The 15,182-nt window shown below is 52.6% G+C and carries 13 protein-coding genes, 1 riboswitch and 1 other annotated feature; of the genes, 12 read left to right on the top strand and 1 reads right to left on the bottom strand.

Going from position 1 to position 15,182, the window contains the following annotated elements; translation table 11 throughout:
• The first annotated feature begins 111 nt into the window (after nt 1-111).
• The 8 genes from NYR52_RS12195 to NYR52_RS12160 all read left to right on the top strand — a co-directional run bounded on the left by NYR52_RS12195 (nt 112) and on the right by NYR52_RS12160 (nt 7,799).
• A complete protein-coding gene (locus NYR52_RS12195) occupies nt 112-636 on the top strand; it encodes a YqeG family HAD IIIA-type phosphatase (protein WP_132223010.1) in 525 nt (174 codons plus the stop codon).
• Between the two features lie 29 nt (nt 637-665).
• The gene (yqeH, locus tag NYR52_RS12190; RefSeq protein WP_211341935.1) at nt 666-1,766 is read left to right on the top strand and encodes a ribosome biogenesis GTPase YqeH; all 1,101 of its coding nucleotides are present in this window, start codon (nt 666-668) and stop codon (nt 1,764-1,766) included.
• Between the two features lie 53 nt (nt 1,767-1,819).
• Nucleotides 1,820-2,689 carry a shikimate dehydrogenase gene (locus tag NYR52_RS12185; protein WP_259435728.1) on the top strand — a complete coding sequence of 290 codons (870 nt, stop codon included), beginning with the start codon at nt 1,820-1,822 and terminating at the stop codon, nt 2,687-2,689.
• A 6-nt stretch (nt 2,690-2,695) separates the two neighbouring features.
• Nucleotides 2,696-3,280, top strand: coding sequence for a nicotinate-nucleotide adenylyltransferase (locus tag NYR52_RS12180; RefSeq protein WP_022736701.1), 585 nt, complete (start codon nt 2,696-2,698; stop codon nt 3,278-3,280).
• Nucleotides 3,270-3,866: a bis(5'-nucleosyl)-tetraphosphatase (symmetrical) YqeK gene (yqeK, locus tag NYR52_RS12175; RefSeq protein WP_259435727.1), complete on the top strand. Its 597-nt coding sequence runs from the start codon at nt 3,270-3,272 to the stop codon at nt 3,864-3,866. The genes NYR52_RS12180 and yqeK overlap by 11 nt, the downstream gene beginning before the upstream one ends.
• Nucleotides 3,863-4,204, top strand: a complete 342-nt coding sequence (gene rsfS, locus NYR52_RS12170; protein WP_022736699.1) for a ribosome silencing factor — start codon at nt 3,863-3,865, stop codon at nt 4,202-4,204. Before yqeK ends, rsfS begins: the two co-directional genes overlap by 4 nt.
• Nucleotides 4,205-4,255: 51 nt before the next feature.
• Nucleotides 4,256-4,486, top strand: a binding site (T-box leader).
• Nucleotides 4,487-4,539: 53 nt separating this feature from the next.
• Entirely contained in the window at nt 4,540-7,008 is a 2,469-nt protein-coding gene (gene leuS, locus NYR52_RS12165) for a leucine--tRNA ligase (RefSeq protein ID WP_259435726.1), read from the top strand.
• Between the two features lie 158 nt (nt 7,009-7,166).
• The gene (locus NYR52_RS12160) at nt 7,167-7,799 is read left to right on the top strand and encodes a helix-hairpin-helix domain-containing protein (RefSeq protein ID WP_259435725.1); all 633 of its coding nucleotides are present in this window, start codon (nt 7,167-7,169) and stop codon (nt 7,797-7,799) included.
• Nucleotides 7,800-7,846: 47 nt separating this feature from the next.
• Here NYR52_RS12160 and NYR52_RS12155 read toward each other — a convergent pair whose 3' ends face one another.
• Nucleotides 7,847-9,040, bottom strand: a complete 1,194-nt coding sequence (locus NYR52_RS12155) for an ornithine--oxo-acid transaminase (RefSeq protein ID WP_154987205.1) — start codon at nt 9,038-9,040, stop codon at nt 7,847-7,849.
• A gap of 184 nt (nt 9,041-9,224) precedes the next feature.
• A riboswitch (SAM riboswitch) is annotated at nt 9,225-9,337 on the top strand.
• A 92-nt stretch (nt 9,338-9,429) separates the two neighbouring features.
• Between NYR52_RS12155 and NYR52_RS12150 the strand changes: the two genes are divergently transcribed.
• The 4 genes from NYR52_RS12150 to NYR52_RS12135 all read left to right on the top strand — a co-directional run bounded on the left by NYR52_RS12150 (nt 9,430) and on the right by NYR52_RS12135 (nt 15,097).
• On the top strand, nt 9,430-10,563 hold the full coding sequence (locus NYR52_RS12150) for an aminotransferase class I/II-fold pyridoxal phosphate-dependent enzyme (RefSeq protein ID WP_259435724.1): 1,134 nt from the start codon (nt 9,430-9,432) through the stop codon (nt 10,561-10,563).
• Between the two features lie 81 nt (nt 10,564-10,644).
• Nucleotides 10,645-11,805: an aminotransferase class I/II-fold pyridoxal phosphate-dependent enzyme gene (locus tag NYR52_RS12145; RefSeq protein ID WP_259435723.1), complete on the top strand. Its 1,161-nt coding sequence runs from the start codon at nt 10,645-10,647 to the stop codon at nt 11,803-11,805.
• A gap of 179 nt (nt 11,806-11,984) precedes the next feature.
• Nucleotides 11,985-12,542: a dCTP deaminase gene (gene dcd, locus NYR52_RS12140; protein ID WP_132222583.1), complete on the top strand. Its 558-nt coding sequence runs from the start codon at nt 11,985-11,987 to the stop codon at nt 12,540-12,542.
• Between the two features lie 149 nt (nt 12,543-12,691).
• On the top strand, nt 12,692-15,097 hold the full coding sequence (locus NYR52_RS12135; protein WP_259435722.1) for a DNA internalization-related competence protein ComEC/Rec2: 2,406 nt from the start codon (nt 12,692-12,694) through the stop codon (nt 15,095-15,097).
• The last annotated feature ends 85 nt before the right edge of the window (nt 15,098-15,182 follow it).

Below are 15,182 nucleotides of genomic sequence, written 5' to 3'. Positions count from 1 at the left end.
AATCAGATCGGCGATGTCCGGTCTTTTTGTTTTTTGCAACCCTTGGTTGCGCTGTGATATATTTATTGCCGACAAGTCTCAAGGTGGACGGTGTGAGATGTGCTAAAATTCATGGTACCTGATCTGTTTGCACAGTCGATATACGTCATTGATTATGAGGAATTAAAACGGAGAGGTGTCAGGGGAATCATTGTCGACTTGGACAACACATTGGTCGAATCGACGCGACCTGACGCCACCCCGCGGTTAGTCACCTGGCTAGATGAGTTGCGATCTATGGGTTTTAAGGTGATGATTGTGTCCAACAACAATCGGACACGTGTGGCCCATTTCGCTGATCCGTTGGGGCTTCCGTACATCCATGCGGCGAAAAAGCCTTTGTTGTCCGCTTTCCGAAAGGCGCTGGAGCGGATGGGAACCAAACGGGAGGAGACGGTGGTGATCGGGGACCAGTTGTTAACCGATGTGTTCGGCGGCAACCGCATGGGTTTGTATACCATCCTCGTTGCGCCGGTTTCAAACATCGATGGGTTCTTCACGAGAATTAATCGTCGTATGGAGCGCTTCGTGTTTAGCTTGCTAAAGCGGAAAGGTCATGTGCAGTGGGAGCGTTCCAATAAAGGTGAATCAACGTAGAAAGCAAGGTGGAAAGACGATTGAACGACATGCATGAGATTCGTTGCGAAGGATGTGGCGTCGCTATTCAGAGCGAAGACCCCAAACGGGTCGGTTATGCCCCGGCACAGGCGCTCAATCGGGAGTCGGTGTTGTGCCAGCGGTGTTTCCGCATCCGGCATTATGGGCAGATTGAAGCGGTGGAACAAGATCCTGATGCATATTATCGGTTGTTGGATGCGATTGCATCGACGGATAGCTTGGTGGTGTTGGTGGTCGATTTGTTTGACTTTGCCGGGAGTTGGATTCCGGGACTGCATCGCCGCATTGGGAATAATCCGTTATTGCTGGTTGCTAACAAGGTGGACTTGTTTCCCCCTTCGACCAAATGGGGACGTTTGCGGGAATGGGTGTACCAGTCTGCACGAGACATGGGGGTTCATCCTGTAGAAGTCGTCATGTGCAGTGCTGCCAAGGGTATGAAAATGCGCGATGCTGCCCAAGCGATTGAGTATCATCGCCGTGGGCGGGATGTGTACATAGTCGGTACAACCAACGTAGGAAAATCTACGTTCATCAATGGCCTGATCAAAGAGGTTACCGAAGAGGGGGAGGACGTGATTACCACCTCACCTTACCCCGGCACGACATTGGACGCCATTCGCATTCCGCTGGATGATGGAAAAGAAATAATCGACACGCCGGGGATCGTCCGCAAAGACCGCGTGAGCGAGTGGGTCGAGCCCAAAGAGCTGAAGTTGGTCGTGCCTCAATCGACGCTCAAACCAAAAGTTTATCAGCTGAACGAGGAGCAGACGCTGTTCTTTGGGGGATTTGCCCGGTTTGACTTTGTGCGCGGGCCAAAGCAACCGTTTGTCTGTTATTTATCCAACCGGCTGTACGTTCATCGGACAAAATTGGCACAAGCCGATGACATTTGGCGGAAGCATCGCGGTGGCTTGCTGACGCCGCCCCGCAATTCGGAGGCGTTGCCCGGATGGAAGAAACATACGATCCATTTAAACGGCCGCCAAAAGCAGGATATCGTAATTTCCGGACTGGGTTGGGTCGCGTGCGGCAAGGAAAAAGCTACGCTGGAAGTGTGGGCGCCGGAAGGAATTCAGGTGACGACACGTCCGGCATTGATCTGACGCGGGCTGTCGGGCAAGCATAAAGAGATCGCATCTCTCAAGGGGGAAGAGGAATGGGGTTCATTGACAGCCATACAGGGTTGCTCGGTTTACTCGGTGATCCGGTGAGTCATTCCAAATCGCCGGTTATGATGAATGCGGCATTGGCCGAACTGAATGCTCCTTATGTGTACTTGGCGTTTCGGGTTTCCCCATCTGCGCTGGAGGAGGCAGTGAGGGGATTGCGGGCGCTGGATGTGAAGGGATGGAATGTTACCATTCCGCACAAAGTGGCGATCATGGAACATTTGGACGGATTGGATGATACGGCGCGGGAGATTGGTGCGGTTAATACCGTGGTGAAACGGGAAGGCAAGTGGATCGGTTATAACACCGACGGAGCTGGCTATCTTCGCTCCTTGCAGGAACAGATCTCGTTTGAACCGGCCGAGCAACGGGTGGTTCTCTTGGGAGCGGGCGGAGCGGCACGGGCTGTCGGTTATGCACTGGCGGCGGCTGGCGTTTCTTCGATTACCGTTGCCAATCGAACAGTGGCTAAGGCGGAGGAGTTGGCGCACCACTTGTCCCGCTATACCCAGACAAAAGCCGTAGCCGTAAATGATAGCCGGAAAGAGATTGAAGCTGCCACGTTGATCATTAACACCACGTCGGTGGGGATGGTGCCGCGGACGGAGGAGATGCCGATTCCGGGTGAATGGCTCAATGCCCATCATTTGGTGAGCGATCTTGTCTACCATCCGCGCATGACGGCCCTGTTGCAAGCGGCCAAGGCCAAAGGCGCAATCATCCATACCGGTGAAGGCATGCTCTTGCATCAAGCAGCCTTGGCGTTGGAGTTGTGGCTCGGGAAAAAGGCGCCAGTCGAAGTTATGCGCAAGGTGTTGGAAGCCTCCTTGGCGGGAAAAAGGGAACAGAAAGAGTGAATCATCATGAGAGTAGGGATATTTGGCGGGACCTTCGACCCAATTCATCTGGGTCATCTCATCTTGGCGGAACAGGCGCGCGAGGTTGCCGCATTGGATCAGGTTTGGTTTATCCCCGCGGCGGAACCGCCGCACAAATTGGACAAACGGATCTCGGCCAGTAACCACAGGGTCAACATGGTTCGTTTGGCGATCCAACACCATCCTTGCTTTCAACTGTCTACAATGGAACTGGAGCGGAAAGGTCCTTCCTATACGCATGACACGGTGCGGATGTTGTCGGAAGCACATCCAGATGCCCAGTTTTACCTCTTGGTCGGGGCGGACATGGTGAAAGATTTGCCCAATTGGTATAAAATAAAGGAAATCCTGCAATCTGTCCAAGTCATTGGTTTGGGAAGGCCGGGCGTGGAGGTGGAAAGCTTGCCTGTTTACGTGAAAAATCGCCTTCATTGGATACCGGACCCGACGCTGACGAACATTTCCTCCACCATGATCCGCCAGCGTCTCAGTCAAGGGAAATCAGCGCGTTACCTTGTTCCGGATGCCGTTTACCAGTATATGAAGGAGCATGGGTTGTATGGATCTTGAGATTTTATTGCAAGCTACAAAAGAACAGATGCCGATCTCACGGTGGGAACACACCCTCAGGGTGAAAGATACCGCTCTGCAGCTGGCAGACCGGCTGGGCATGAACCCTCATCCCGTAACCGTCGCAAGCATTCTGCATGATTATTGTAAGTTCTGGCCCGACACCGAGCTGGCCGAACGGATTCGGCAATCGGATTTGCCGAAGGATCTGCTCCAATACAACAAAGAATTGTGGCATGGTCCGGTCGCTGCCATCGTAGCCCGCGATCAATTTGGCATAACCGATCCCGATGTGCTTCATGCAATCCAGTACCACACGTCGGGGCGCGAGGGCATGTCCCAGCTCGAAAAAGTGATTTGGCTAGCCGACTATATTGAACCGGCGCGCCAATTTCCGGGATTGGACGAAGTGCGGTTGCTGGCGGAAACAAACTTGGATCAAGCATTGCTAAAAGCGCTGGAAAACACGATCCAATTCTTGATTCAGAGGAAGCAAAAAGTGTACCCACCAACGCTGTTGGCCCGCAACTGGTTGTTGGACCAAGTGGCGCAAATGCAAACGGAATCAAGGGAGGAATTTTTTTGAACGTAGTGGAAATCGCACAATTGGCGGCCACCGCTGCCGAGGAGAAAAAAGCTCAAGATGTGACGGTTCTTGACATTCGCGGGATATCGGGATTTGCCGATTATTTCGTCATCTGCCACGGGAATTCCCAAACGCAGGTACAAGCGATTGTGACCGGCATCAAAGAGAAGATCGTCGAACTCAACCTACCACTCAAAGGAATCGAAGGATATCAGGATGCTCGCTGGGTTCTTATTGACCTCGGGGATGTGGTTGTGCATGTTTTCCACAAAGATGAGCGTGAATTTTACGGTTTGGAACGACTGTGGGGCGACGCTCAGCAAGTGAAAGTGCAATAAAGCGTTGACACTGATTTTCCCCTTTGCATATAATGATGAAAAACATATGATTTCACAGCTATGATAAGGAGTAGTACTCCGCTTGGCTCAGCACAGAGAGTTGACGGTTGGTGCAAGTCAATCTGAGGCAGTGGACGAACTCGCCTTATCGCCCTGGAGGGGAACGAACTTTTAGTACCCTTCAGCGATTCATCCCCGTTACCGGATTTTGAGTGAGTACTTGATTTGGTGCTAATTAGGGTGGTACCGCGGGAATTGGTTATTCAACCTCTCGTCCCTAGCTGAGACTAGGGGCGGGAGGTTTTTAACTTTTTTAGGACAGGAGCGTACAGGTCATGAGAGAGTATACGCCAAAAGAAATTGAGCGCAAATGGCAACAGGCGTGGCAGGAAGCGCGCCTGCATCAAACGGATGAAGATGAGAGCAAACCCAAGTATTACGCATTGGAGCAATTTCCTTACCCTTCCGGTGAAGGATTGCATATGGGGCATATGCGGGTTTATTCCATCGGTGATGTGGTGGCCCGGTTCCGGCGCATGAACGGCTACCGCGTCTTGCATCCGATGGGGGCGGACGCGTTCGGCTTGCCTGCGGAAAATGCGGCGATCAATCGCGGCATCAATCCCAGAGAGTGGACCTTGTCCAACATGGAGCGCATTCGCAAAGAGCAAGCGCTGATCGGTGCTTCCTATGACTGGGACCGTTATATTGGTACTTGTTTGCCTGAGTATTATAAGTTTACCCAATGGCTGTTTTTGCTGTTCTATGAGCGGGGATTGGCTTACCGCAAGAAGGCCTTCGTCAATTGGTGCCCCGACTGCAACACGGTATTGGCCAATGAACAGGTGGAAGACGGCAAATGCTGGCGTTGTGATTCAGAAGTGACCAAAAAAGAGTTGGAACAATGGTTCTTACGCATCACTGACTATGCGGAACGTCTGCTGGAAGGGTTGGACCGCCTGCCGGACTGGCCTGACAAGGTGCGGGCGATGCAGCGCAATTGGATCGGCAAGAGTGAGGGAGCGCATGTCACATTTACGGTGCCCGAATGTGACGATGAGCCGGTGACCGTCTTCACCACCCGGCCTGACACCCTGTTTGGGGTGACTTACATGGTGGTGGCGCCTGAACATCCCTTGGTGCCTCGTTTGGTGAAAGGCAAAGAAACGGAAGCAGATGTGCTCGCTTTCATCGAACAGATGAAAAAACAATCTGAGATCGAGCGCACTTCCACCGAGGCAGAAAAAGTGGGCTTGTTTACTGGTGCATACGCCAAGCATCCGCTTACGGGAGAAAAAGTACCGATCTGGGTGGCCAATTATGTCCTGATGGATTACGGCACGGGCGCCGTGATGGGAGTGCCTGCGCATGATGAGCGCGATTTCCAATTTGCGTCCAAATACGGATTGCCCATCAAAGCGGTGATTCAACCAGCAGAAGGGGAACCGTTGCCAGAGCCGTTGACGGAAGCGTATACCGAAGACGGGGTACTGACCGGTTCAGGAGACTTTGACGGGATGCCTAACCGCCAAGCGGTGAAGGAGATCGCCAAGTTCCTGGAAGAGCGGAAGCAAGGCGGTTGGACGACGACATACCGTTTGCGTGATTGGCTCATCTCCCGTCAACGGTATTGGGGCACGCCCATTCCGATGATTTACTGTGACTCGTGCGGAGCGGTGCCGGTGCCCAAAGAGCAATTGCCGGTTATGTTGCCGGAAGATGTGGTGTTTGATGGAAAGCGCAACCCGCTGACCACTTCGGACACTTTTGTGCAGACGACGTGTCCTCGTTGCGGCAACAAAGCGCGCCGTGAAACAGATACGATGGATACGTTTATCGATTCTTCCTGGTATTTCATGCGTTACACGGACGCGCAAAATGAAGATGAGCCATTTACGCCGGAAAACGCGGCCAAATGGTTGCCGGTGGATGAGTACATCGGTGGTATTGAACATGCGGTATTGCACTTGCTCTACTCCCGCTTCTTCACCAAGGTTCTCTACGATGCGGGCTTGGTGCCAGTGGACGAACCGTTCAAAAGCTTGTTGACACAAGGCATGGTGTTGAAAGACGGATTCAAAATGTCTAAATCCAAAGGCAATGTGGTGAGCCCTCTGGAAATCATCGAGAAATACGGTGCGGACACGGCTCGGCTCTTCATCCTGTTCGCGGCTCCGCCTGATCGCGATTTGGAATGGAGCGATTCCGGTGTGGAAGGCAGCTATCGGTTCATCAACCGCGTGTGGCGGCTGATCGCCCAGCATGAAGCGCTGTTTGCGCAAGATATCCCTGTGCAGGGCGAACCGCAAAGCGGCGAAGCAAAAGAACTGCGCCGCCTGATGCATCAAACCATCAAAAAAGTGACTAGCGAGATCGGGGAGCGTAGCCATTTCAATACTGCGATCAGTGCGATCATGGAATTGGTCAATGGGCTGTATGCCTATCCCGAGCATGCTGACCGCGCAGTGCTGAAGGAAGCGCTGGAAACACTGGTGGTCTTGCTGGCTCCGTTCGTACCGCACGTGACAGAAGAACTGTGGCAGTCGATGGGGAAAGAAGGCAGCGTGCACCGCGTAAACTGGCCCACCTACGATGAACGGGCCTTGGTGCTGGACGAGGTGGAAATCGCTGTGCAGATCAATGGCAAGGTGCGGGACAAGTTAGTCGTTGCAACCGATGCCAGCCGAGAGGAAGTAGAAAAGCAGGCGTTGGAAACCGAGCGCATCCAAGCGTTGATCGAGGGAAAAACGGTACGCAAAGTGATTGTGGTGCCTGGTAAACTGGTAAATATCGTAGCAAATTAAGGCGGATGTAGCCAAATAAGAGGCTCCGTTCCCGGTATATGGGGGCGGAGTCTTTTGTCGTTCTGGCAGCACACAGTGGGGTATCAGCCCTATTGTGCAAATGGAGAGAAACAGGTATAGTGTGGGTAATTGGAAAAAAATGTCGGAGCGTGAAGGCGATGGTTTACTGGGGTTGGACACCGAGGGAGAAGGGCTTGGCGATTGCGTTGGCGGGGGTTGTGTTGACGGTGGGGGCAGTCTGGCTGTTTGGACAGGAAGAGCGTCCTGACAGGCAGGAATGGATGGAATACCCTGTTCAGGGCAATCCGCCCGTGACCGAAAGACCTGCGGCGAACATGAGCAAGCAAGTGAGTAAGAATGCGATCATCATCGATGTGAAAGGAGCAGTGCATAAGCCAGGCATTTATCATTTTAATACGGAGGCGAGAGTGTATGAGGCGCTGGAGCGCGCTGGTGGGGCGCGAGACGAGGCTGATCTGGGACGGGTAAATTTAGCTGAGCCGCTCCGGGATGGGATGGTGTTATACATTCCTAAACAAGGGGAGCAGGGGACACCGTTTATGGAAATGGCGATGGCAAACTCCGCAGATGCCAGCGGGAAGATCAATGTGAACACCGCGACGGTAGAAGAGTTGGACAAGCTAAACGGAATCGGTCCCAGTAAAGCGGAAGCTATCGTCCGCTACCGCGAAGAACACGGGCCGTTCCAATCGGTGGAAGACATCGCGCAGGTGCCCGGCATCGGTGCGAAGACAGTGGAGAAATTTCGCGAACAGATCACAGTGCATTAAAGGAAAAAGCGATCCAGACAAACTGGATCGCTTAATAAGTAACGCGCTTATTTGGACATGATTTTGCGCACTTTTTCCAGCGCGAGATCCAACTCTTCTTTCGTGATGGTGAGCGGAGGCGCAAACCGGATGGTGTTGTCGTGGGTTTCTTTGCAGAGCAACCCTTCTTTCATCAGTGCTTCACAGTATGGACGTGCTTTCTCATACAGTTCCATGCCGATGAAGAGGCCCTTGCCGCGTACTTCTTTGATAATCGGGTTTTCGATTTTCTTCAATTCGGTGATGAAGTATTCACCCAACTCACGAGAACGGGTGGTGAGATCATCTTCCACCAGAACATCGAGGGCGGCGATGGACACAGCACAAGCGAGTGGGTTGCCGCCGAAAGTGGAGCCGTGCGAACCCGGATCGAAGACGCCCAAGATTTCTCTGTCAGCAGCGACTGCGGAAATCGGCATAACTCCGCCGCCCAATGCTTTACCCATAATGTACATGTCCGGCTTCACGCCTTCCCAATCGCAGGCGAAGAGCTGGCCTGTCCGCCCGAAACCGGTTTGTACTTCATCGGCGATGAAGAGGACATTGTGTTCTTTACAGATTTCCAAGGCTTGGCGCAGGAAGCCCTCCGGTGGAACGATGACTCCCGCTTCCCCTTGGATCGGCTCCAACATGAAGGCAGCCGTGTTTGGGGTGATAGCCGCTTTAAGCGCTTCCAAATCGCCATAAGGGATCACTTTAAAGCCGGGTGTGAGCGGACCGAATCCACGTTGGTATTCTTCGTTGGAAGACAGCGAAACAGCGGTGATGGTGCGGCCATGGAAGTTATCTTCACAAACGATGATTTCTGCTTGGTTGTCGGCTACTTTTTTCACATCGTAAGCCCAGCGCCGAGCTGCTTTGATAGCCGTCTCAACAGCTTCCGCACCCGTGTTCATGGGCAGAACCATTTCTTTGCCGGTCAGCTCAGCGACTTTCTCATAAAACGTGCCCAATTGGTCGTTATGGAAGGCGCGGGAAGTAAGCGTCACTTTGTCTGCTTGATCCTTCAACGCTTGGATGAGTCGCGGATGACGGTGACCATGGTTGAGCGCAGAGTAAGCACTTAACATATCCATGTAACGATTGCCATCGGCGTCTTCCACCCACACGCCTTCTGCTTTGGAGATGACGATTGGCAGGGGATGGTAGTTTTTCGCTCCGTATTTATCCGTGAGTTCAATCACTGCTTGGTTTTTGGACATGGATGATGAACCTCCCTTGTAATTTACCCAATTAACATCATTTTAGGTAATAAAGTGCGCGAAATCAATGAAATGTATACTATTTCACTGTTGCGCATAAATAACAGACTTGACGGATAAAAAAGGAGTGGGTATAATCACCTTATCATTAAATATGCAAACGTAATAAACATTCATATTGTTTCTCTTATCAAGAGCGGCGGAGGGACTGGCCCGATGAAGCCCGGCAACCTCGGTGAGATGGTATCACCGGAAGGTGCCAAATCCTGCAGAACAAAAAGTTCTGAGAGATAAGAGGAGACGGTCCGTCCGCGCGCGCAAACCTCTTCTCTTGTCGAGAAGGGGTTTTTTGTTTGCCAAATTTCCGCATCAAAGGAGAGGACACACCGATGAGAATGGAAACAGCGTTGGCGCAAATCGGGAACAAACAGGAACGGAATACAGGAGCAGTGAACTATCCGGTCTACTTTTCGACGGCATATGAGCATGTTGACGGAGTGAGCACTGGATATGATTATTCACGGGCTTCCAATCCGACGCGAGACGTGCTAGAGGAAAGTATCGCCCGATTGGAAGAGGGGGACGGCGGATTTGCGTGCAGTTCGGGAATGGCAGCGATCCACACGTTGATGGGTTTGTTTAGCCAGGGGGATCACTTGATCGTTTCGTTGGATCTGTACGGTGGAACGTACCGGCTGTTTGAGAAGGTGATGACACGGTACGGTTGTTCCTTTTCTTATGTGGATATGCGGAACTTGGCGGATATTGAGCGGTTCATTCAGCCTAATACCAAAGCGATCTTCATCGAGTCGCCCACCAATCCGTTGATGAGTGTGACAGATGTTGCCGCGGTCTGCCGGCTGGCTAAGGAACGAGGACTGATCACCATCGTGGACAATACGTTTATGACGCCTTTTTTACATCGACCCCTTACGTTGGGAGCGGATATCGTTATTCACAGCGCCACCAAATACCTGGGTGGGCACAATGACGTGTTGGCCGGGTTGATCGTGACCAAGGGTGAGGAACTGACGGAACGGGTCGCCTTTTTGCAGAAAGCGATTGGCGCGGTGTTATCTCCATTGGATTGTTGGTTGTTGATCAGAGGGATGAAAACCTTGGCGCTCCGCATGAGGCAACATGAGGCCAACGCCCAAGCGATTGCTGCTTATTTAGAGCGCCATCCGGCCGTTGACGCAGTATATTACCCCGCGCTGGACTCTCGAAGCAAAACCTTGCTCACTGAGCAGGCGGACGGGTTCGGCGGGATGTTGTCATTCCGCTTGAAGCGCAAAGAGTGGGTGCATCCGGTTCTCAACAATTTGAAGATTATTACTTTTGCGGAAAGCCTGGGGGGCGTGGAAAGCTTGATTACCTATCCGGCCACGCAAACCCATGCCGACATTCCGGTGGAAATCAGGGAGCAAACAGGTGTCTGTGACCGCTTGTTGCGCTTGTCAGTGGGGATTGAACATCAAGAGGACTTGATTGCCGATTTGGCACAAGCCTTACCGCAAGAGTAAGCACGAAATCCGGTTCCGCTGCGGGAGCTTTTACACACAGCCAAACGAGTGCGGTAAGTTAAAGAAAGGGATGAGGATGAGATGAGGTTTGACACAAAGTTGTTGCACAATGGGAATGAGATCTGTTCAGTTACGGGTGCGTCGAGCATTCCGATCTACCAAGCTTCCACGTTTCACCAATTTTCAATCGACCAACCAGGAGAATTTGATTACGCCCGTTCGGGAAATCCGACCCGTCAGGCGTTGGAAGCGACGATCGCCCATCTGGAAGGCGGGTGTAGGGGATTTGCGTTTGCTTCCGGGATGGCGGCGATTTCCACCGTATTTCTCCTTTTCTCACGTGGAGATCATCTGGTGGTTTCTCAGGATGTATATGGTGGCACCTATCGCGTGTTGACCAACGTATTTGAGCGGATGGGAATTGAGACGAGTTTCGTGGACACGACGGATTTGGAACAGGTGATGCAAGCGATCAAGCCTAACACCAGAGCGCTGTATATTGAGACGCCGTCCAACCCGCTGTTGAAAGTGACCGATCTTCGGGGAGTCGTCAACATCGCCCAAGCGCATGGTCTCCTCACGATTGTGGACAATACCTTCCTCACCCCGTATTATCAGCGCCCATTGGAATTGGGCGCCGATATTGTCATCCACAGCGCGACCAAATTCATCGGGGGCCACAGTGATGTGATCGCTGGATTGGTTGCAGTCAAAGACCGAGAATTGGCGGAGTCATTAGCGCAACTGCAAAACGCATTTGGCGCAGTGCTAGGCGCTCATGATGCTTGGCTGGTGATGAGAGGGATCAAAACGTTGAAGGCGAGAATGGAACTGTCGACAAGAAGTGCGGAAAAAGTGGCCTTGTGGCTGCAACAGCATCCCGATGTGGAGCGGGTGTATTATACCGGCCTGCCGTCGCATGAAGGCCACTTTGTACAGGACGCGCAAGCCAGTGGGCACGGGGCTGTCCTCTCCTTTGATCTTGGCGATGGAGATAAGGTGCGCCAATTTTTACAACGCGTCAAATTGCCGATCGTGGCGGTCAGCCTAGGTGCGGTAGAATCGATTTTGTCTTATCCGGCGCTGATGTCCCATGCCTCCATGCCACCGGAAGTCCGGTTAAAACATGGGATTACGGATGGACTGTTGCGGTTGTCGGTCGGTCTGGAAAGCGCCGACGATCTGATTGAAGACCTGGCACAAGCAATGTCTTTTAGCGTGTCGGTAGCCGTGGGGAGATAGCACACGCAGGAACTAAATATTCATGCGTGACAAGTCGCTTCTGGGGAAAGGTTCACTGTTTTTACCCACACATGCCCTCGACCGCAGTCTAATGCCTCCTAACACAGGGGGCGCTTTTCTTTTCGCCTAATTTATGTACAATAATAAAGAACGATCCAGCAGAGAAGGAGTTATCCAAAATGACAATCAAATCGGATAAATGGATACGGATGATGGCGAGAGAACGGAAGATGATCGAACCATTTATCGATCGCAATGTGGGAAAGGGGGAGGCCGTCAGCTTCGGCTTGTCCAGTTACGGATATGACCTCAGGGTGGCGAATGAGTACAAGATTTTCCACAATGCGTTAAATTCGGTGATTGATCCCAAAGAAATCAGTTCCGATTCCTTCGTGGACTTTCAAGGAGAGGTATGTATTATTCCGCCGAACTCGTTTGCTTTGGCCCGGTCGGTGGAGTATTTCCGCATTCCCGAAAACGTGCTGGCAATTTGCGTTGGCAAATCCACCTACGCGCGTTGCGGCATTATCACCAACGTCACCCCGTTGGAACCGGGCTGGGAGGGATATGTGACATTGGAGATCTCCAACACGACTCCCCTGCCGGCGAAAATATATTCCAATGAAGGATTGTGCCAAATCCTGTTCTTGGAAAGCGATGAAGCGTGCGAAGTTTCTTATGGGCATAAACAAGGAAAATACCAAGGCCAAACGGGTATTACGTTGCCGAAAGTGTAAAGCTTCAGATCGTGCGAAGGAAAAAGCCGCATTGCCGGCAAGAGAACACTCATGTGCGACATGGGTGTTTTTTTGTTGAAATCTGTTGGAAAAAGAAGGGAATGAGCGTGGCGCGGGAAGAAAGAACTGGGCGAAAAGGAGGTGGGAGAATGAAACGGCCTTTGGTGGTGTTAAGTTTGGCGTGGGTGCTCGGCTACTTCGTACATGGATGGTGTCGACTCCCCGCCACAGTCTACCTGCTCGCCGCGCCGGTCGCACTGCTGGGTGGCGGATGGGCGTATTACCAATGGCGGAAAGGGGTTTTTATCACCTTGCTATTGGTAGGCGTGTGCGTGGCAGGAGGGCGGATCGCATGGGTGGAGGGGCATGCGGTGTCGGCACTTTCGCCACTGATCGGGGCATCCGCTGAGTCCTCCCGATCCTTGCCGGTGGTAGGCAAAGTCACCTCCCTGCCTGAACGTGATGGAGATCGCCTCATGTTTGTGCTCGATGTGGAGCGGTTGCGCGTGGGTGGGAAGTGGCGACATTTGCTGCAACGGGAACCGGTGCAAGTCACGCTAACTTTGTCCGATCCCAGCCAGTGGCGGAGAGCTTTGCAGATCAAACCCCAGCAGACGGTAGCGATGCCACTCACTTTTCAACGTCCGCCCTTGCCGCGCAATCCGGGGGCCTTTGATTACAGGGAGTACTTGGCACGGCGCGGCATTCACTGGTTGGCTGAAGGAAAGTCGCTGTCCAAATTCCGTCTGTTGGCCGTTAGCAAATACCACCCCTTGTATTGGATGGGCGGAGTGCGGAACTGGGCAAGTGAAACCGTGAAACGAATTTATCCGGAGCAGACAAGCGGTGTGATGCGGGGCATTTTGCTGGGCGAGAGAAAAGCGGTTCCCGAACGGATTGAACAGGATTACGCTACCCTTGGCATCATCCATGTCTTGTCCATTTCTGGTTTGCATGTCAGTGTGTTGCTCGCAGTCGGATATTGGGGATTGAAGCGGCTTGGCATGACCCGGGAAAAAGCGGCAGGCACAGTCATGGCTCTGCTTCCGTTATACGTTATCCTGACCGGTATGGGCGCCCCTGTGATCCGGGCGGCTTTGACAGCTGGAATGGTTTTGCTCGCTACCCTTTTGCGTCGCCAGCAAGATGTGCTATCTTTCTTGGCCCTTTCATTTTTGCTCCAATGTGGCTGGAATCCGCATGTATTGGAAGAAGCAGGTTTTCAATTGACCTATGCCATCACCGCTGCATTGGTCATTGGGACGGGGAGTCTGGGTGATGCCCTTCCTCTTCCATGGGCTTGGGCGCGACAAGCATTAGCGGGAATGCTGATTGCTCAAGGGGTTTCGTTGCCGTTTGCACTGGTTCATTTTCATGAATATTCGCTTCTGTCGGGTGTCGCCAATCTATTGTTTGTGCCCATTGTCAGCTTAGTGGTGACGCCCTTGGGGATGGTTTCGGTGTTGTTGGCGGCAGTTTGGGAAACGGGCGCCCGTGCGTTGGCCGAGATGGTTACGCTTTGCCTGTATATCGTGGATGGGGGCGTTGGCATGCTGGCGCAGTTGACCCCATTGCATCGCTTGTGGCAAACCCCGCCGGGTTGGTGGCTGATGGCATACGCATTGGCGAGTTGGTATCTTTTTGCTGCATGGTGTGGGGCATTTCGCAATTATAGCGGCGCGCATCGCGTCTATGGGTGGATTTGCTGGATCGGCTTGCTCTTTATCGCCGCAAGCATAAAAATAGGGAGCGATACGACGCGCATCACATTTCTGGATGTGGGTCAAGGAGATTGTGCGGTGGTTGAAGCGAAATCAGGTCAGGTGATTGTAATTGACGGCGGCGGGCGCGATGTGCGGGATAGGGAGGCTTCCTTTGATGCCGGCAGGAGAGTAGTGGTTCCTTTTCTTAAATTCCGAGGCATCAACCAGATTGATACATTGGTGATGACCCACGGCGACTTAGATCACATCGGCGGGGTGAAGGCCATTGTGGAGCGCATACCGGTCAAGCGGGTGGTGCGCAATCCCTCCCCCATCCAATCTCCCATGGAGCGCGAAGTGATGACAGCGATCCGTCGCAGGGGCATTCCTGTGCAGGTACCGCGTTTGCAGCGATGGGAAAGGCTTGGGGAAGGCGTGAATTGGCAATTTTACCATCCGGGAATCAGCACACGTCATGAAAGAAATGAAGATTCGCTTGTTTTTCTGTTGACGGTAGAAGGGGTGCGGTTTCTTTTCACCGGAGATGCGGGAAGTCCGACAGAAGACCAGTTGCTGCGCCAAGTGAGCCTGCCCGATATTCATCTGTTGAAAGTGGCTCACCATGGCAGTCGATCAGGTACGCAATCCAAGTGGTTGGAAGCGCTTAAGCCGGAGCATGCAGTCATTTCTGCCGGTAGGCGAAACCGCTACGGGCATCCCGCTCCAGAAGTGATCCGCCGCTTGCAGAAAGAACGGATACATATTTGGCGGACAGACCTTCAAGGAGCGATCCAAGTGGAGGTGCAAACGGGTCGGCTACGGATTGCTCCCTTTTTACAAAATGACGGATAGCGCGTTGGAATAACAAAAAGGCAAACTTTTTTCAAAAGGGATCTGGCAAATTTATGGTACACTGGTTGCAACATCGATCTGAACG

The organism is Laceyella sacchari (assembly GCF_024927925.1).
Lineage (GTDB): Bacteria > Bacillota > Bacilli > Thermoactinomycetales > Thermoactinomycetaceae > Laceyella > Laceyella sacchari.
Note: the sequence above shows the minus strand (reverse complement) of the source record. Positions and strands in the feature narration are given on the sequence as shown.